Origin of the sequence: Chelativorans sp. Marseille-P2723 (genome assembly GCF_902809845.1) — a bacterium.
GTDB lineage: Bacteria > Pseudomonadota > Alphaproteobacteria > Rhizobiales > Rhizobiaceae > Chelativorans.
Genome location: NZ_CADDWI010000013.1, coordinates 546202 through 565027 on the forward strand (window position 1 = coordinate 546202; position 18826 = coordinate 565027).

Sequence of the window (18826 nt, forward strand, 5' to 3'; positions counted from 1 at the left end):
GACCGGAAGATTGAATCTGCCATTTGATCATGTGGTTACGCTGGTGCACGATCTGGAGAAGGCGGCCGCCGACTTCACGAGGCTGGGCTTTACGGTTCTGGAGCGGGCGGACCTGAACGCCAGCCACGGTTCGACGGTATTTCGCTTCATCTCGCTGGCGGATGGGTCCTATATACTGCTCACCGCCTTCAGCAGCCCGGAGGCAATGTCGAAGCACAGGCTCGGCCCCTGCCTTGAGGCTGGGGAGGGCCATGCGGACTGGTCCTTCACCGTTGGGGACGCGAATGCTCTTGCGGCAGAACTGAAACAGGCCGGCTTTCCCATCAGCGGCCCCGTCGAGGTAGCGAACGTTGTGGAAGGTGGCCACAAATGGGGCCTCGACCTGCTGATGCTGGGCAGGGGCGCCGGTGGCGATCATGCATTGCCCTTCGTGGTTTCCGATAATGAAGGGCGCGAGCACCGCATTCCCGGACCATCGGATCATGCCAATGGCGCAAACGCGATGCTCGGTATCCGTCTTTCTACCGAAAACGTGGATGACGTGATCAAGACGCTTGTGGCGATCGGCGGCAAGGAGGCCGGTGAATCGCCAGACAATCCAGGCGACCGCCGCATCGGATTTGGAAAAACGTGGATCGATGTCGCGCCAGCCAACGTCGCCGGCGCCCCGGCAGGCGGGCGAATCCTGGAGGTCGTGCTTGCTTCAACTGATCCAGACCTGCCGGCCGGCGGCAAGGTGCTGGATCTGGCCCTGTCACATGGCGGCGCGATCCGCCTCGTTCGTGCATGAGGGCTGGGGCGATGATAACCTCCGACAAGACGATGAAGGAAATCTTTGAGGCGTATAAGAGCGCCCCGAAGCTTCCGCCATTCGGCATCGGCGAGCGCGTCGCCCTGCTCAATGTGGACCTGCAGCGTCGCTACACCGATACTGCCACCTTCCCGACTGCCTATGAGGCGGACCCCCGGCAGCTCTCGCTGGTGAATGAACTTTCGCGCACTGTGCGTTCCCTCGGCATGCCGGTGATCTGGACCTATGTGGCCTATCTTCGCGGCGGTGTGGACTGCGGCTGGTGGGGCGTGCGAAGCAAATCCGAACTGGCTTTGCAGAATGTCGGGCACGGCTCGGAACAGGCGGAAATAGATCCTCGTCTCGAAATTGACCGCGAACGGGACCTTGTACTGCACAAGCGTATGGCGTCGGCATTCTTCGAGACCCACCTGTCATCCTACCTGACCTTCAATCGGGTGGACACTGTAATCGTGACCGGAGGGGCCACGTCAGGATGCGTCCGCGCAACCGTTGTGGACGCTATGTCCCATGGCTATCGCGTCGTGGTGCCGGAGGAATGCGTGGCCGATCGTGAGGACTGGGCTCACTACGCATCGCTTTACGACATCGCCGTCAAGTACGGTGACGTTGTACCGACGAGCAAACTGATCGCCGATCTGGGCGGCCTTGCCACAGCGGAGCTTTCCGATGCTGTCTGAACCGTTCAACTATGATTACGCGCCCTATCTGAACCGGCCCAAGATCGTCTGGCCGGGCGGCAAGCGCCTGGCGTTCTGGGTGGCGCCCAATATCGAGTTCTATGAGTATGCCCCGCCGCCAAGTGCTGCCCGCAGCGTCTGGTATCGGCCGGAGCCGGACATTCTGAACTATTCAATGCGCGACTACGGGAACCGCGTCGGCTTCGACCGCATGGCAGACGTCATGGCGAAATATGGCGTGCGCGGCTCGGTGTCACTCAACGTGGCGCTGTGCGATCATTTTCCCGAGATCATCGAACGCTGCTGCGAGCTCGATTGGGAACTCTTCAGCCACGGCATCTACAACACGCGCTATCTTTACGGGATGACGGAAGAACAGCAGCGTGAAATCATCCGCGACAGCCGTGAAACGATCAAGCGCGTCTCCGGCCAGAGTCTCGACGGATGGCTGTCGCCCGCCATCTCGAACGAGGCGACGACGCAGGACCTGCTCGCCGAGGAGGGCCTGCTGTATACGCTCGACCTGTTCCACGACGACCAGCCGATGCCGGTGAAGACGCGGTCGGGGAAACGCTTCGTCAGCGTGCCTTACATGATGGACGTCAATGACGTCCCTGTGCTGAACTTCCGCAATATTTCGCCGCAGGACTATCTGCAGCTCATCAAGGACCATTTCGACCAGCTCTATGAGGAGGGCGAGGAAAGCGGCACTGTCATGTGCCTGCCGCTTCACCCCTACCTCATCGGACAGCCGCACAGGCTGTGGCTCCTGGACGAGGCGCTCAAATACATCACGTCGCACGATGGCGTGTGGCTGGCGACCGGTCGGGAAATCGCAAAATGGTACCTTGATAATCATTATGACGAGGCCCAGTCCTTCATCGACAGTGTGAAAGGGGCGGCGGCATGACTATTGAGCCGAGCTACTTCGAATATCCGCATCGTGGTCCCGGCATGGATCACGACCGATATGAGTACAGGCGGCTGGCGACGGCAAAGCCGGTAACGTGGCCCAATGGCGCAAAGCTGTTGGTTTGGGTGACGCTTCACCTGGAGCATTTTCCGCTGAACATGCCGTCCAAACCTTTTATTCCGGCTGGCGGCATGAGCAGGCCGGGTCTCAGCGTCTGGGACTATACCCAGCGCGATTACGGAAACCGGGTCGGTTTCTACCGCCTGATGAAGCTGTTTGACCGTCACGGGATCAAGCCAACCGTCGCGATGAACTCGCAAGTGGCGGTTCGCTATCCGTACCTGCTCGATCGCATTGTCGAGCGAAGCTGGGAGATCGCTGCCAGTGGCACCGATATGGGGCATCTGCATTATGGCGGGCTCGACGAAGCAGCCGAACGCGAACAGGTGCAACGCTCTTTCGCCGAGCTGCGCCGCTTGTCGGGTCAGGCCGTAACCGGGTGGCATTCGCCCGCCCATTCCCAATCCCAGAATACGCCAGACCTGGTTGCCGAGGCGGGCGCCCTCTATATCGCGGACTGGATCAATGACGATATGCCGTACAGCTTCTCGACGGCAAACGCCACGTTGACGCAAATGCCGCTGTCTTACGATCTTTCCGATCGGAAGATCCTCTACCAGCAGGCGCTGCCCTCCGCCGTCTATGCGCATCAGATCGAAATGGCCTGCCAGTGTCTGCGGCAGGAGGCGGACACGCGAGGCGGACGCATACTGTCACTTTCCCTCAGCCCATGGGTTGCGGGACTGCCGGCGCAGATCCGCACGATAGACAACTTGCTCGGCCGCATCCTGGCAACACCGGATACGCGCGCGGCGACCGGCGAGGAGATTCGCGGCTACTGGGTAGAAAGCACGTCGAAATAAGACGCGCCTCTGCGCGATGAGAGAGCATGTAATGAGCAAGTGCCAAGAGATCGCGAAGCGTCAGGCAGGTCCGACCGCGCAAGCGGATGCCGCCTTCGGGCTGACCGCATCCGAAGCCGCCGCCTCCATTGCAAGGGGAGAGCTGACCGCATCTGCCCTTGCAGAAAGCTGCATTGCGCGCACTCTTTCCCGCGATGAGAATGTGCGCGCGTGGACCGTGTTCGATCCGGAAATGGTCCGGAAGCAGGCTGCCGCGCGGGACGCGGAGCCTGCAAAGGGCGCTCTGCATGGCGTTCCGGTCGGCATCAAGGACATTCTGTTTACCCACGACCTGCCGACGACCTATAATTCGCCGCATTTCACATCGCATCACCCAAAGATGGATGCGGCGGTGGTCGCCCTGTTGCGGGCTGCCGGAGCGGTAATCTTCGGTAAGAATGACACCGTGGAATTCGCTGTGAACGGACGGCGCGCCCGGACACGCAACCCGCATGATCCGTCACGCACTCCCGGTGGTTCGTCCAGCGGTTCTGCTGCTGCGGTCGCTGATTTCCAGGTGCCCCTTTCAATCGGGACGCAGACCGGCGGTTCCGTTATCCGGCCTGGCTCCTATTGCGGCGTCTTTGCCATGAAGCCGACATGGAACGTCGTGTCGACAGAAGGCATGAAAGCTTGTGCGCCCAGCATCGACACGATCGGTTGGTACGGCCGCTCGGCAGCGGACATTGCCCTTCTTTGCGATGTCTTCTCGATCGAGGATGATGGTCATACCCTTCCTGAAGCGCTTGACGGCGCAAGGATTGCGATCTGCCATTCCCCCGTGTGGGACCAGGCCGAACCGGCAACGCGCGATGCTATGGAGCGCTGTACCGCCTTACTGAAAAAGGCGGGCGCAAAGATCGAGTGTCTTGAGCTTCCTGAGCCATTCGCCGGTTTGACCGGCGCCCATAAGGTGGTGATGCAGAGTGAAATGCGCAGCACTTTCCTTCCGGAATTCATGGCGCTGGGCGATACACTCTATCCCGAGCTCGTAGCAACGATGCGCAATGAGGCCGGCTACAGCCGTGCGGATCTGCGCCGGGCCTATAACCTGGCGGCGGAATGCCGCGCCCGATTTGACGAGCTTGCGGCGCCCTATGATGGCGTGATAACCCCAAGCACGGCCGGGGAGGCGCCGTTAGGACTGGAGAATACCGGCGCGGCGACCTTCAATCGAATATGGACTCTGCTACACACACCTTGCGTCAATGTGCCTGGCTTCTTCGGGCCGAACGGAATGCCGGTTGGATTGACCGTTACCGCTCCGCGTTTTGCGGACAGGCGTGTCGTTGCGGTGGCGGGGCTTCTCAACACTCTGGTTAGCGATGCAGCCCATCAAAGTTGAAACTTTGCCGGACAATGTTTCCGTTGTCGTGGGCAGGCAATGATGTTGTCTGTTAGCGGACAGCGGAGAATAGCATAATAAAAGCATACGGTTAAACGACAAATTGGCCCGCACACGGAAAAACAGCCTTGACAGATTCAGGTTGCAATGTGAGCTTTTTTGTCAGACAAGGGGGAGTTTTTGTCAGACAGAATGACCAGTAGGCAGAGTGATTTGCTTTCCACCTGTCGCGAGCAGAGCACATCCAAGGGTAAGGACATCGAATTGCGTTTAAAGAGGCGCAATTTTGAAGAGGAGGTAAGTTAGGGTGAAGAAACAGATCTTTCATATCGACCGGCGCGGGTTTATTGCCGGTCTGGCATCCAGCGCAGCATTCCCGGCAGCTATCGGTTCTTCCGTTGGCTCGGCTTTCGCGCAGGGGCAGACACCCAAGCATGGCGGTACGCTAACCACGGTTGCTTGGCCAGGCACCACATACATGAATGCGGCGATCACCACTTCCGGGCCGGAATCGTTTCTCTCGCCCAAGTTCTTCGATGGCCTTCTGGGCTACGATTATGGGATGGTCGAGAAGCCTGCCTTGGCGACCAGCTGGTCAATTTCGGAGGACGGCAAGCGCATCACCTTCAATTTGCGCGAGGGCGTGAAATGGCATGATGGCGAGCCCTTCACATCAAAGGACGTGGCCTTCACCTTCATGGAGGTCATCAAGGTCCATCATGGCCGTGGCCGCTCGCTCTTCGCCGATCTCGAAACGGTTGAGACACCGGACGATCTGACCGCGATCTTCGTTCTGTCAAGGCCCGCCCCTGCCATCATGAAGGCGCTTGATGGGCGCGAGTCGCCGATTCTGCCTGCCCACATTTACGAGGGCACGAACATCATGGAGAACCCGGCCAATACCAACCCGATTGGCACGGGCGCGTTCAAGCTCGCAAGCTATGAGCGCGGGGTTTCCATCGTCATGGAACGCAACCCGGACTACTGGGACGGAGACAAGCCCTATCTCGACCGGATCATCGTGCAGTATATTCCCGACGCCTCGACGCGCACGGCAATGCTGGAATCGGGCCAGGCTGACGTCGTATTCCTCAACTTCCTGCCCGCGCTCGACACGCTGCGGCTTGCAGAATCTCCCGACTTCGAAATGGTTGAAGAGGGCTACGAGACGTCCGCCAGCAATCATCAGATGGACTTCAATCTTGACCGCGAGATCTTCAAGGACGCGCGGGTACGGCATGCCATTGCTCACGCCATTGACCGCCAATGGATCGTGGACAATGTCTGGCACGGCTTTGGCGTCGCGGGAGCTACGCCGCTCCACCACGAGCAGCGCGCGTTCTTCACGACCGAGGGCGTTCCGAGCTATCCCTATGACCTCGCCAAGGCTGAGGCCCTGCTCGATGAGGCTGGCTACCCGCGCGGCGCGAACGGCGTGCGCTTCGACCTGACCATCGATCCCACGCCCTATGGTGATGAATCGCTGATTGCCGCCGAGTACATCCGTGAGCAGCTCCGCCAGATTGGCATCCGGCTTACGATCCGCACTCAGGACTATGCAGTCTTCATCAAGCGCTGCTGGACGGACCGCGATTTCGACCTGTGCCTCTACACCGCGGCGATGGGTGCCGATCCCACGATCGGAGTTCAGCGCTTTTACTGGTCGAAGAACTTCAAGCCCGGCGTCGCATTCTCCAACGCCTCGAATTACTCCAATCCGGAAGTCGACGAGCTGCTGGAAGCCGCGCAGGTCGAACTCGATCCGGAGAAGCGCAAGGAGCAGTTTGCAAAGTTCCAGCAGATCGCAATGACCGACCTTCCGACGCTGCCAGTCGTCCACACGACCCGCGCCACAATTGCGTGGCGGAAGGTCAAGGATCACACGGTTGATGCCGTAGGCGCCTTAGGCAATCTGGCAAACTGCTGGATCGAGGAGTAAAACCGTGAGTGCGAGCCCGACTTCAGCTACGAGGCAGACTGCTGTACCGTTCCACTTTCTCAGTGGTCCGCTTCCGCGCTATGTCCTGCGGCGGCTCAGCCAGGCAGTCCTGGTGTTGCTGCTGGTCATCGTCGGTAGCTTCTTCCTCTTGAAGATGGCACCTGGCGATCTAGTCGACGTGCTCGCCGGAAACTCTGATATGACCGCCGAGCAGATGGCCGCATTGCGCACGCAGTACGGCCTCGATCAGCCGCTTCTTGTTCAGCTTTTTCTCTACATGAAGCGGCTGGTCACGCTCGACTTCGGCTATTCTCCTCTGAACGCGGCTCCAGTTCTGGATGTCATTATGCAACGATGGCCGGTAACGGCCATCCTTGTCGCCTCTTCCGTCGTCGTCTCGATGACGCTTGGCGCTTTGCTCGGCGTCGTTTCCGCGCGCAATGCGGGCAAACCCATCGATCTGGCGATTTCGATGGTGATGTTGCTTTTTTACGCAACACCGTCCTTCGTCATTGCGATTTGCTTCATCCTGTTTTTCTCTGTGTTCCTGGGCGTAATGCCGATTGCGGGTTTTGCCACGGTGGGCACGCAAGCAACCGGGCTTGCTTATGCCTGGGATGTCGCAAAACATCTTGCCATGCCAGTGGCGGCATTATGCACATTCTACATCGCGATCTACGGGCGGATCGGGCGTGCTGCCATGCTTGAGGTGCTCAAGCTGGACTATGTTCGGACGGCACGGGCCAAGGGCATTTCCGAACGCCGCGTGATCTATGTGCACGCGCTTCGTAACGCCATGCTTCCGCTGGTCACCATGGCTGGCCTTCAAGTCAGCGCGCTGGTTGGCGGCGCTGTCCTGATTGAAACCATCTTCGGCCTGCCAGGCATGGGCCGGACTGCGTTCGACGCAGTTTTCGAGCGGGACACTAACCTTCTTTTGGGTGTCCTCTTCATCAGCTCCCTGAGCGTGGTGGTCGTCAATTTCATCATCGACCTGCTCTACATGGTCCTTGATCCCCGGGTTGAACTCACATGAACTCTGGCAGCCAATCTCTGATTGCAAGGCTCCTGCGCCATCCCAGCGGTCTGGTGGGACTGCTGCTCCTCCTTCTCGTGCTGGGGATGGCGTTGGGTGCTGGCTATTTCTATCCATCCGGGCCGTGGAGCCTTTCCGGCTCGCCCCGCCTCTGGCCAGGCCAAAACCCGGCTTTGCCACTTGGCACGGATTCGCTCGGACGCGACCTTGCGGCGGGCCTTTTCCACGGTTCCCGCGTCTCTCTTGCAGTAGGCGCTGCAGCCGCGATCTTCTCCGTGGCTATCGGCACGATTATCGGTGGACTGAGTGGTTACTACGGCGGCTGGATCGACGACGTGCTGATGCGGCTCACCGACGCGATGCAGACCATTCCTTCCTTCCTGTCTGCCATTGCGATTGTCGGCATCGTCGGACCGTCTCTGGTAACCATCATCGTAGCCATCGCAATCGTTTCGTGGCCGATGATCGCAAGGCTTGTAAGAGCCGAGTTCCTGCGCTTGCGGACCTATGACTTCGTCCAGTCCTGCCGCATCATTGGAATGTCGGACCTGCGCATCATCTTCACACAGATACTGCCGAATTGTCTTGCGCCCATCATCGTCGCCTCCTCCGTTCTGGTCGCGACAGCGATCATTGTCGAGGCGAGCCTTTCGTTCCTGGGCCTCGGAGACCCGAACGCCATGAGCTGGGGCACCATGCTCGGCAATGGACGTGCAGCATTGCGCACAGCCTGGTACATGACGGCCATTCCCGCTGCGGCCTTGGTCCTGACCGTTCTTGCGCTCAACCTCCTTGGTGACGCGCTAAACGACGTCCTCAATCCACGCCTTAAGGAAAGATCATGAGCCTTACTCCTGCTGCTCCCTTGCTCAGCGTGGAGAATCTGTCGATCAGCTACGGCGATGCGGTTCCACTGGTCGAGCAGGTTAACTTCACCGTTCGCCGGGGCGAGACGGTCGGGCTGGTTGGCGAGTCGGGTTGCGGAAAATCTTTGACGGCTTTGTCTGTCATGGGGCTTCTGTCGGAGAACCTCCGAACAGGCGGTGCGATTGAGCTCGAGGGCACGAATCTTATTAACCTCGATCAGAAAGCTCTTCGCCACTATCGCGGCAACCGCATGGCCATGATCTTTCAGGAGCCGCTCACCGCTCTCAATCCCGTCCTGACGGTTGGGGCGCAGGTGGTTGAGGTGTTGCGCGCGCATCAGCCGATGAGCAAAGCAGAGGCGGAAAAGAGGGCTATCGAGCTGCTCGAACAGGTTCGCATTCCGGATGCCGCGGAGCGCTTTCATGACTATCCGCACCGTCTGTCTGGCGGCATGCGGCAGCGTGTTGTCATCGCAATAGCAATCGCCTGCAATCCATCGCTGCTGATCGCCGATGAACCAACCACGGCGCTGGACGTGACGGTCCAGGCCCAGATTCTCCAACTGCTGAAAACGCTGCAGCGCGAGGCTGACCTGGGGCTTCTGCTCATCACGCACGATCTCGGCGTCGTGCGGCAAGTCGCTGACCGCATTGTGGTGATGTATGCCGGTGCGGTCGTGGAAGAGGGACCGGTCGATGCGGTGCTGGATAATCCCCGCCATCCCTATACTGCCGGCCTTCTTGCGGCACGTCCGCATGGAAGCTTTTCTGTACAGGGGCACCGGCTTCTGGACATCCACGGTGCTGTGCCTCCTCCCACGGCGCGCCCAGAGGGCTGTCTCTTCCAGCCGCGCTGCATTTATGCGCAGGACGATTGCAAGGCTGTACGCCCCCAATTCACGACGCTTGAAGCAGATCGTGCGGTGCGTTGTTTCCATCCCGTTGGCAGGCAAGACTGAACAATGACGACGGTACTCCAGACAGAGGACCTCAAGGTCCATCACAAGACGCCCCGGGGAATGCTCCGCGCTGTCGACGGCATCACCATCCATGTCGACGCCGGCGAGACGCTGGGCCTGGTCGGCGAATCCGGCTGCGGGAAGTCCACGCTGGCACGGTGTATCGTCGGGATATCGCAGCCGACCGAAGGAAAGCTGACGCTCGACGGCGTCCAGGATGAAGGCAAAGGCATCAACCGCTTTGCGCGTGCACGTGCAGTGCAGATGGTGTTCCAGGATCCCAGCGGCGCGCTTAATCCACGCCTTAGCGTTGGGCGCATTATCGAAGAGCCGCTCATGGTTCACCGCATCGGCAGCAAGCGCGAGCGGCGCAAGCGCGTAGAAGAAATTGCCAAGCAGGTCGGATTGGCATCTTACCATTTGAAACGCTTTCCACACGAAATGTCCGGTGGACAGCGCCAGCGTGTCAGCATTGCCCGGGCGTTGGCTCTGGAGCCCAGCCTGCTCGTCTGCGACGAAGCCGTATCGGCTCTGGACGTATCCGTTCAGGCGCAGGTTCTGAATCTTTTCATTGATCTGCAGAAGCGGCTTGGCCTGGCCTATCTCTTCATCTCCCATGACCTGGCGGTTGTGCGTTACATCTCGCACCGAATCGCCGTCATGTATCTTGGCCGCATCGTCGAGATCGGTCCGGCTGAAGCAGTCTGGTCGCGGCGAAATCACCCATATACGCGGGCGCTTATCAACGCGATCCCCGATCACGCGGTCGGAAAAGACAAGGTCGAATTGCTGGAGGGCGATGTACCGAGCCCGGTCAATCCGCCTTCCGGATGCACCTTCCGCACACGTTGCCCCTTCGCACGAGAGCGGTGCGCAGCAGAAGCTCCCGCCCTGCGCGATAGGGGTGGCGGATTGCAGGTCGCCTGCCATTTCGCCGAAGAGATCGAAGCGAGCAATGGGGTTGACCAAACCCATCTCGCCGATTCTGCCACGGCGAAGGAAGTTCGCTGCGCGTCATGACCAATGACGTGGAACGGGATGGACTGCGTTTGATTCAGGAAGCGATAAGCTTCTGGTGGGGTATCGTCCCCGCCAACGCCGCCGCTCTTTCATTCGCCCGCGATGTCGAGGCTATCCCATCCGCCTTCGCGAAGCTGGATCCTTCCAATTTCGATGACGAGCCTGCCGATTATCCGGCTGCGCTGGAGCAGTTTGCTGATCCTGTCGACCTGCCGTGACCGCTGACCGATGAACCACTCGATTGCGGATATGACGCTGGCGGAAGCTGCATCCGCCATTCAGCGCCGCGACCTTGGGGCGGAGGAGCTTGTTGCGGCGTGCTTCAAGCGGATCGAGCGTGACGAACCGGCAGTCAATGCATTCATCTGGCATGATCAAGAGGCAGCGCTTGCGGCCGCCCGTGAACTGGATCGGCAGAGCGCCGCCGCGAAAGAGCTGCCGCCGCTGCATGGAATTCCGCTTGCCCACAAGGATATGTTCGCCAATCGGGGAAAGCTTGCGACCTGCGGTTCGAAGATACGCTCCGAGCACCGTCCCGAAGGCAGGGCAACTGCGGTCGCTCGGCTGGAGGAAGCCGGAGCGATCACGATCGGCGGCCTCAACATGGCGGAATTTGCACAAGGACCGACCGGCCACAATCCTCATTTCGGCGATTGCCGCAACCCATGGAATGCCGGCTATATAAGCGGGGGATCTTCCTCGGGGTCCGGTGCTGCGGTGGCCGCGCGCATGGTGTTCGGCTCGCTCGGTTCCGATACCGGAGGGTCTGTGCGCATACCTGCCGCCTGCTGCGGCGTAACTGGCCTGAAACCGACATGGTCGCGCGTGAGCAGGCATGGCGCAATGCCGCTATCTTTCTCCATGGACTGCATTGGCCCCTTGGCCCGTACGGCCGAAGATTGTGCAATCCTTTTGCAGGCGATCGCCGGTGCCGATGCGGCCGATGCAACGTCCAGTGCCCGGTCGGTGCCTGATTACAGGGCCGCGCTGAACGGCAATTTGCGGGGATTGCGCATTGGCATTCCGCGCAATGGCTTCGCCGCGGAAGTGGACGATGCAGTGCAGGCAGCGTTCGAAGACGCACTTGAGGTGCTGGAGGGGCGGGGCGCGAGCGTTTGCATGATCGATCTGCCCGCCATGGATACGCTTACCGCCTGTTCGGCAGTCGTCAGCCGGGTAGAGCTTGCCGCCTGCCATGCCCAATGGATGCGGGAGCGCGCAGACGATTATGCCAGCAGCGTCAGCGGCCGCATGTATCCCAACTACGCAATTCCAGGCGCGCTTTACGTCGAGGCGCTGCGCCGGCGTGCGTCGGTCTTGTCGGAGTTTGCCGGGCCGGTCTTTGCTAAGGTGGACCTGCTCGCCACGCCCACCATCGCGAAGATGATTCCGACCCGAGCCGAAACCGACATCGAAAGCGGAGCCGAGGGTGTTGTACGACGCTTCCTGTCGCCGTCCCAGAACACCAGGCAGTTCAGCTATCTTGGCCTACCCGCCATCAGCATTCCCTGCGGTTTCGATCCGCGTGGCCTGCCCATCGGCCTGCAACTGGCGGGGCGGCCATTCGCCGAAGCACGGCTGCTACGTACTGCCGATGCATTTCAACGCGACACAGAATGGCACCGGCATGCGCCGGCGCCGACCCCCATGTGAACACGAGAGGAGGGTGACGGAATGGATGCTGCGATAGAACGGGAATTCATTGCAGGGTTTGCCCGCGCCGGGCTGAAGCTGCCGAAGGAGCGGTACGAGCTGATGGTCCAGGCCTATGCCGGTTACCGCGAGCTTGCCGCCCTCCTGCACGAGGATGAAACACCTTTGACCGCCGAGCCTGCCGGGCTGGAGATCCCTGCCGTCCCGGAGAACAGGAAATGACAGCTCCGGTTCCCTCTCTCGCCGCTTCTGCCCGGATGATTGCCGAAGGGGCGGTCAGTTCACGCGATCTGGTCGAGGCATCGCTTGCACGGATCAGTGCCGTCGATAGCACAGTCCACGCCTTTATCACAGTGACGGAGGAACGGGCGCGCGCCGCCGCAGAAAAAGCCGACGAAGAACTAAAGCGAGGGCACCGCCGCGGGCCGCTGCATGGTGTCCCCGTTGCTCTCAAGGACAATATCGATGTGGAAGGCGTGTTGACCACTGCCCATTCCAAAATTCTGGCGAACAACATCGCGGCCTCCAGCGCCGGCGTAACCGAAAGGCTTGAAGCCGCGGGAATGATTGTCGTCGGCAAGTTGTCGCTACACGAGTTCGCCCGTGGCGCGCCCACAGACGTCCTTCCTTGGCCGAACGCACTCAATCCGTGGAGTTCCCGCCATGCATGCGGAGGCTCCAGTTCTGGTTCGGCGGTCGCCGTCGCCGCCGGCATGGTTCCGCTCGCTATTGGCACCGATACGGGCGGGTCGGTCCGATTTCCTGCCGCATGCAACGGCGTCGTTGGCCTCAAGCCCACCTATGGGGCGGTCAGCCGCCGCGGCGTGCTTCCGCTCAGCTTCAGCCTTGATTTTGTCGGGCCGATAGCGCGCACGGTAGAGGACTGCGCGCTGGCCATGCAGGCTATTGCTGGGCACGATCCACAAGACCCCGGCTCGGCCAGTTTTACGCCGCAGGACTATCTGGCCGAAATCGGCAGTCCGCTTCGCGGGCTGAAGATCGGTGTTGCACACGATTACAATGCCGAGTCCAGCGTAGACGCGGAAACCGCCGCGGCCGTGGCAGAAGCCGCACGGTGCTATGCCGAGCTGGGCGCGACGGTCGAAGAGGTAAAGCTTCCGCCGCGCGCATTGTTCGACGCCGCCACCTGGACGATCATCCTTGCCGAAGGTTTCGCCATCCACCGGCAGAACCTGGCATCCAGACCCGAGGATTATGGGCGCACGGCGCGCGAGCGCCTGAGCATTGGCGCGCTGGTGACTGGCGGTGATCTTGTCCAGGCTTTGCGGGTTCGGCGCAGACTGACTGCCGAGCTCGACACCATTATCGAACGCTACGACGCCATCTTGTGTGCGACTGCATCGTCACCGCCGGTGCCGCTCGACAAGGTCGACGACGGTCCGTGGCGGCGCAGCCACCCGATTACCGCACCGTTCAATCTGACTGGCCATCCTGCTATTGCCGTGCCTGCTGGCTTCAGCGGCGATGGATTGCCGCTATCGATCCAGCTCGTCGGGCGCTTTTTCGATGAAGCGCGTCTATTCACGATCGCGCATGCCTATGAGCAAGCTCACAACTGGCACACTCGCCGGCCATCTCTGCCGTGACACGTCATGCAGGCCGCGCCTCATGCTGAGGTAGATAGATCAGCATAACCCGGCCGGCCGCGTGCTGGCCTGTTCGCAGAAACATGGCGCATGTTAATCGCTTGACTGCATCGGATTGCTGCGAAGGGCACATAAAAAAGAGTCCGGGCTCAAGCTCGCTTGACCGCAAGCGGCGATGCTGTAGAATTTTATCTCCATCTAATGCGCGTGACATTTCGTTGTGTTGGATTGCCGCCGGGACTGGATGAACCGGCTACTTTACGAAAAGAACTCTGACGAAACGCCTATGCGTCGCCTGCTCCGGAGGAGCCATGGCAACCCTGTCTCGCGACTACTCTGAAAACTGCAACTATGACGTTGTGCGCCCGTGCTTGGTGTCACTCAACCCAGAGCTGAAGTCGAAGCCCCCGCAGGAGCTTTGCGGCGTTGCCATAGCCTTCCATAATGGAAGTGGCAACTCAGTGGCTGATGGCATCTGGACAGCCGCCAATACGGACCGATGGCCAGTTCCACGATCGGCATCAATCTGGGTGCCGGGAAAGTGCCAGTCAGCTATCAGATAGACTATAAGAGGCAGTCGTGGAGACACAACTTGCGACTGAATCGTCGACGAGAGCGCGCTAGAGAGTAGCTTGCTCTGGGCAGCACGCTCAACGATCACGGCATGCGAATGAACTGAAGGAGGTACAGCGCACAGGAATGGGAGGAGTTCTGTATCACTTACTTCAACAACTCACCCGTAAGGGAGGGGAACAATGCCGTTTACAACGATACTACTCAAGAAAATGAGCTTCACAGTGCTGGCTGCGGCAGGTTTGCTTGCCTCGCCATTGTCCTCAAGAGCCGATGAGGCGGATGTCGCGCGCGGGGAATATCTCGTCTCATTCTCCGGCTGTAATGACTGCCATACGCCCGGCTATTTCTTTGGCAGTGCCGATCCGGAGCGTTTCCTCGGCGGCTCTGACGTCGGGTTCGAGATTCCCGGATTGGGAGTTTTCGTAGGCAGGAACCTTACGCCTGACAAGGAAACCGGAATAGGAGACTGGACGACCGAGCAAATCGTAACGGCGCTCCAGACCGGAGAGCGGCCAGATGGGCGGATGCTGGCCCCTATCATGCCTTATCATGCGCTGGCCAACCTGACGCCTGAGGACGCCAATGCAATTGCGGAATATCTAAAGACAATCGAGCCGGTTAAAAATGCTGTGCCAGGTCCGTTCGGTCCCGGAGAGGAGGTGTCGACCTTCATGCTGCGCCTCGTTCCCCCGGGTGCGATCGCGGCGGAGGCACCGCCGCAGTAGTGGCTATGCGGCAGATGCAGGCTGGGATCGGTGAATTGCCGTTATCTGCCACGGGTCAAACTTGCTAGCCGCTGCTTCGCAGACGCGTCCCAAGCATGATTCTGGCGCGGATAAGCCCAGAGTGTTAACTTCTGCGGCTTCCGCTGGAACCAGGATTCTCAAATTGTATCGACTATGTGAGGGACTGGAGGCGAGGCTGCGGAAGGATCATGCCTTCCGCGGCAACAGCTAGGTTTTGGAGGAACCTGCAGAACCTTCCAAGCAAGCCTTTCCGGTGCGATCTGGCTGGTGTCGGTCAGCTCTTCAACGCTTACATGGACCGGTTGTCCGCGCGGCTCAATGCGCCAGGTTCAGGAGCAGCTGGCGGCGGGCGTTGCCCTGCTGCCCGCGCTAAGAGCATCGGCTTGTAAATCTGAATCGAAAGATTGGGCCTTGCTCGTGATTTGCCAGGATTGCGGAGGATCTTGGGCAAGAGCTATTCGGCGGATCTGCGCCATGGGGTTGTTGCGTTTGTCGAAGCGGGTATTCGCGGCGTGCCGCGGCGCGACATCTTGGTAAGGGCGGCATGCATCAGGTTTGAGCGTATCCGGCATTTGCAAAGCAGTTTTGCGTTCTTGGGCGGGTATCGAGTTGTGACCGATGGTCTCGGAGGAGCCTTGCCGCCTGCGCCCTCATCGATTGACCATCGCACCGAGCGAATAAAGCATCCGGATCGGCCAAACACTAGCCCCCACCGGATTTGTGATGCCATTCCGCTGCAGCAGGTGGCCCCATCGGACGGGCCTTGTTGTAATTTTGTTGCATTGCAGCAAAATGACGGTACGTTATGCCGCACCAACGGTATCGACGGGAGCGCCTGAGCGGCTCCGGGAAGATGCGAAAGTTCAACAGGGTACGGCGTCCATTGCTCGTTCTGCAGGCGCACGGGTACTGTAAAAACCGGGGCGGCTTCAACACTTCCCCGCACCCCGGAAAGGTGCGCTGATGTATTATCAGCTTTATGAGCTTCAACATGCCGCGCTTCAGCCGGCGCGGGCCTGCGCTGATGCGATCAGGCACCTCTATTCAAGCCCGCTCAATCCAGTATCAGAAACCCCTTGGGGCCGCTCTATTGCCGCCGCTGCGGAAGTGTTCGAGCGGACAACACGGCGCTATGGGAAGCCCGAGTTCGGCGTTGGCTTTACAGTAATCGAAGGAAAGCAGGTTGACGTCCATGAGGAGGTCATCTGGGAGCGACCCTTTTGCCGCCTCCTGCGCTTCCGGCGCGATTTGCCTGCAAATTACGCCTCGGATTCCAAGCTTTTAATCGTGGCGCCTCTTTCGGGCCACTATGCCACCTTGCTGCGCGGAACGGTCGAGGCGATGCTGCCCCACGCTGACGTCTATATTACGGATTGGGCGGACACGCGCATGGTGCCACTATCGCAGGGCAGCTTCGACCTTGACGATTATATCGACTACCTCATGGCCATGTTCGGCCGGCTTGGCCCCGGCACCAGTGTCATGGCGGTTTGCCAACCGTCCGTCCCGGTGCTCGCGGCGGTGGCCCTCATGGAGGCGCGGGGCGACCGCAACCTGCCCGCCGCGATGGTTCTGATGGGCGGCCCCATCGACACCCGCCGCAACCCGACTATCATCAACCGGCTGGCCCAAGAGCGCGGGCTCGCCTGGTTCCGCAACAATGTTGTGATGCAGGTGCCATGGCCCAATCCGGGCATGATGCGGCTCGTCTATCCAGGCTTCCTGCAGCTCTCCGGCTTTATGGGAATGAATCTGAACCGTCACATCACCGCCCACCGCGAGTTCTTCATGCATCTTGTGAAGAACGACGGAGATTCGGCGGAGAAGCACCGCGAGTTCTATGACGAGTATCTCGCGGTGATGGATCTTCCCGCCGAATTCTACCTGCAGACCTTGGACACAGTGTTCATCCGGCACCTTCTGCCCAAAGGAGAAATGACGCACCGGGGCCAACCCGTTGATCTGCGAGCGGTTCACAATGTCGCGCTCATGACCGTCGAGGGCGGCAAGGACGATATATCGGGGGTGGGGCAGACGGAGGCAGCGCACTCGTTATGCGTCAATATCCCGCAAGGCAAGCGGATGCACCACTTGCAGCCCGAAGTGGGCCATTACGGTGTCTTCAACGGCACGCGCTTCAAAGCTGAAATCCTGCCCGCCATCCTCCGCTTTCTCGGCGAGCAGGCACGCGTTTCCGGATGATGAGGATTGGAGCGCGAAAGGTGTGGCGGCCTGAACACGCTGAGAGTAAAAGCCGGCGCTTATCCACTGGTCAACCGGGTGTCCGGTAACCATAGCCATAGAATCTCCGCTTTTGCCGTTGACAGAGCCCACTAGAACTTCGTTAACTTATCATTAACGAAAGAAACGGTTGGGGAGCGGCTGCCATGGCTGCTAGGCGGGTGGTTTTCATCACCGCGTTAGGATTCTCTTTGTCTCTGCTCGGCGTGGGAAGTGGTCCTGCTGCCGGGTCCGGGCTGATGGTGACGGGTGGGCTCACGTCCCAGCCGATTGGCCATTACGAATTCTGCAAGAACAATCCGCGCGAATGTGCGCTTAGACCGCGGGACAACGGCCCGCTAAAGACGAACGAGGATGTGTGGAGCCTGATCGTCAAGGTCAATGCCGATGTGAATAAGGCAATAAGGCCGATGAGCGATCGCGAACTCTATGGCAAGGAGGAGTTCTGGACCTATCCGGTGAACGGGGCCGGGGATTGTGAAGACTATGTGCTGGAGAAGCGTCGCCGGCTGCACGAAGCAGGCCTCGATCTCGCCAATCTTCTGATCACGGTTGTCCGCAAGCCGGACGGGGAAGGTCACGCGGTTCTCACCATCCGCACCGACCGCGGCGATTATATCCTCGATAATCTGCATTCTGATGTGAGGCTGTGGAGCCACACCGAGTACACATTCCTCAAGCGCCAGGCGAGCGACCATACGGGCCGCTGGCTCAACCTCAAGGACGAGAACAACCTTCTCGTCGGCGCGGTCAAGGACTAAACTAGAGCACATCTTCTTTAGTTCGGGTGATATCCGGCTGCCTTGAAGCATTTCGCGCATCCGCCGGGAGTGAAGAGGTCGAAGTTGAGCCCCGGGGTGTCCCACAGAGCGGCGATGGTCCTTCGGCCTTTCGCGCAGCAGCGCCTTGACCTAAAAAGGCGTTCTCGAAGGGATCGCGTGCGGGCCTTTAAGGCGGCAGATAGCGCCTGCCGCCTCGATCGCATTGCACCTGCGGCCTTTTTGGGCCGGCAGGTTGTCCATCGCGAGGATTTTGCCCTGCAACAAGTCTCGGGACCTGCACCTGCTCGACATAATGTCAGGAACAGTGCCGTTCATGCACGCCTTCATAGGCAAAAGGGCAACAGTCATGCCCGCAAGCGGCACCGCGCCGGCGAAGGTCGTGTTCTCCAATGGCCTCCGGCAAGCCCGGCCAGTCGCGTGCCGCGTGGCGCTCTTGCACGCCGGCGTGCCATCTCGACGACAGCCCGTCTCGCAGATGAACACGAGCTGCCGGATAGAGGAAGAGCTGGCCGCCAAACCAGGTCCGACGGGCGCTTCACGATGTCGGGATGCTCCGGCTGAATGCCCATCGACTGCTCCACCATTCTCGTTCAGCGTGATATCCTTGCGTTGTTCGGTGTCGCCCGACGATGATGGCTTCATGCGCATCGAGGCGGAAGGCGCTGCCGCTCGCCGATCCTCCCTCGTATA

General features: G+C 60.0%; 18 protein-coding genes. All 18 read left to right on the forward strand.

Annotation, left to right across the window (positions count from 1 at the left end; all coding sequences use genetic code 11):
* Positions 1-10: 10 nt before the first annotated feature.
* The 18 genes from HUS57_RS14020 (at position 11) to HUS57_RS14105 (ending at position 18115) form a co-directional block, all read left to right on the forward strand.
* Positions 11-790, forward strand: a complete 780-nt coding sequence (locus tag HUS57_RS14020) for a VOC family protein (RefSeq protein WP_173934522.1) — start codon at positions 11-13, stop codon at positions 788-790.
* 11 nt (positions 791-801) lie between these two features.
* On the forward strand, positions 802-1491 hold the full coding sequence (locus tag HUS57_RS14025) for an isochorismatase family protein (RefSeq protein WP_173934523.1): 690 nt from the start codon (positions 802-804) through the stop codon (positions 1489-1491).
* The gene (locus HUS57_RS14030; protein WP_173934524.1) at positions 1481-2401 is read left to right on the forward strand and encodes a polysaccharide deacetylase family protein; all 921 of its coding nucleotides are present in this window, start codon (positions 1481-1483) and stop codon (positions 2399-2401) included. Before HUS57_RS14025 ends, HUS57_RS14030 begins: the two co-directional genes overlap by 11 nt.
* Positions 2398-3327: a polysaccharide deacetylase family protein gene (locus HUS57_RS14035; protein ID WP_173934525.1), complete on the forward strand. Its 930-nt coding sequence runs from the start codon at positions 2398-2400 to the stop codon at positions 3325-3327. Before HUS57_RS14030 ends, HUS57_RS14035 begins: the two co-directional genes overlap by 4 nt.
* Before the next feature lie 31 nt (positions 3328-3358).
* Positions 3359-4711 (forward strand): amidase, encoded by a 1353-nt coding sequence (locus HUS57_RS14040; protein ID WP_173934526.1) that lies wholly within the window; start codon positions 3359-3361, stop codon positions 4709-4711.
* A 307-nt stretch (positions 4712-5018) separates the two neighbouring features.
* Positions 5019-6650 carry an ABC transporter substrate-binding protein gene (locus tag HUS57_RS14045; RefSeq protein WP_173934527.1) on the forward strand — a complete coding sequence of 544 codons (1632 nt, stop codon included), beginning with the start codon at positions 5019-5021 and terminating at the stop codon, positions 6648-6650.
* Between the two features lie 4 nt (positions 6651-6654).
* Positions 6655-7686, forward strand: coding sequence for an ABC transporter permease (locus HUS57_RS14050; RefSeq protein ID WP_246727879.1), 1032 nt, complete (start codon positions 6655-6657; stop codon positions 7684-7686).
* On the forward strand, positions 7683-8531 hold the full coding sequence (locus HUS57_RS14055) for an ABC transporter permease (protein ID WP_173934528.1): 849 nt from the start codon (positions 7683-7685) through the stop codon (positions 8529-8531). The genes HUS57_RS14050 and HUS57_RS14055 overlap by 4 nt, the downstream gene beginning before the upstream one ends.
* A complete protein-coding gene (locus HUS57_RS14060; RefSeq protein WP_173934529.1) occupies positions 8528-9511 on the forward strand; it encodes an ABC transporter ATP-binding protein in 984 nt (327 codons plus the stop codon). Before HUS57_RS14055 ends, HUS57_RS14060 begins: the two co-directional genes overlap by 4 nt.
* A 3-nt stretch (positions 9512-9514) precedes the next feature.
* Positions 9515-10531, forward strand: coding sequence for an oligopeptide/dipeptide ABC transporter ATP-binding protein (locus HUS57_RS14065; protein WP_173934530.1), 1017 nt, complete (start codon positions 9515-9517; stop codon positions 10529-10531).
* Positions 10528-10749 carry a hypothetical protein gene (locus HUS57_RS14070; RefSeq protein WP_173934531.1) on the forward strand — a complete coding sequence of 74 codons (222 nt, stop codon included), beginning with the start codon at positions 10528-10530 and terminating at the stop codon, positions 10747-10749. The genes HUS57_RS14065 and HUS57_RS14070 overlap by 4 nt, the downstream gene beginning before the upstream one ends.
* Before the next feature lie 10 nt (positions 10750-10759).
* Positions 10760-12184, forward strand: coding sequence for an amidase (locus HUS57_RS14075; RefSeq protein WP_173934532.1), 1425 nt, complete (start codon positions 10760-10762; stop codon positions 12182-12184).
* Positions 12185-12205: 21 nt separating this feature from the next.
* The gene (locus HUS57_RS14080; RefSeq protein ID WP_173934533.1) at positions 12206-12406 is read left to right on the forward strand and encodes a hypothetical protein; all 201 of its coding nucleotides are present in this window, start codon (positions 12206-12208) and stop codon (positions 12404-12406) included.
* Entirely contained in the window at positions 12403-13791 is a 1389-nt protein-coding gene (locus HUS57_RS14085) for an amidase (RefSeq protein ID WP_173934534.1), read from the forward strand. Before HUS57_RS14080 ends, HUS57_RS14085 begins: the two co-directional genes overlap by 4 nt.
* Positions 13792-14576: 785 nt before the next feature.
* Positions 14577-15092 carry a cytochrome c gene (locus tag HUS57_RS14090; RefSeq protein WP_173935203.1) on the forward strand — a complete coding sequence of 172 codons (516 nt, stop codon included), beginning with the start codon at positions 14577-14579 and terminating at the stop codon, positions 15090-15092.
* A gap of 464 nt (positions 15093-15556) precedes the next feature.
* Complete coding sequence (locus tag HUS57_RS14095) at positions 15557-15952, forward strand: hypothetical protein (protein ID WP_173934535.1); 396 nt, start codon at positions 15557-15559, stop codon at positions 15950-15952.
* A gap of 124 nt (positions 15953-16076) precedes the next feature.
* A complete protein-coding gene (gene phaZ, locus HUS57_RS14100) occupies positions 16077-17315 on the forward strand; it encodes a polyhydroxyalkanoate depolymerase (protein ID WP_173934536.1) in 1239 nt (412 codons plus the stop codon).
* A 185-nt stretch (positions 17316-17500) separates the two neighbouring features.
* Positions 17501-18115: a transglutaminase-like cysteine peptidase gene (locus tag HUS57_RS14105; RefSeq protein ID WP_173934537.1), complete on the forward strand. Its 615-nt coding sequence runs from the start codon at positions 17501-17503 to the stop codon at positions 18113-18115.
* The last annotated feature ends 711 nt before the right edge of the window (positions 18116-18826 follow it).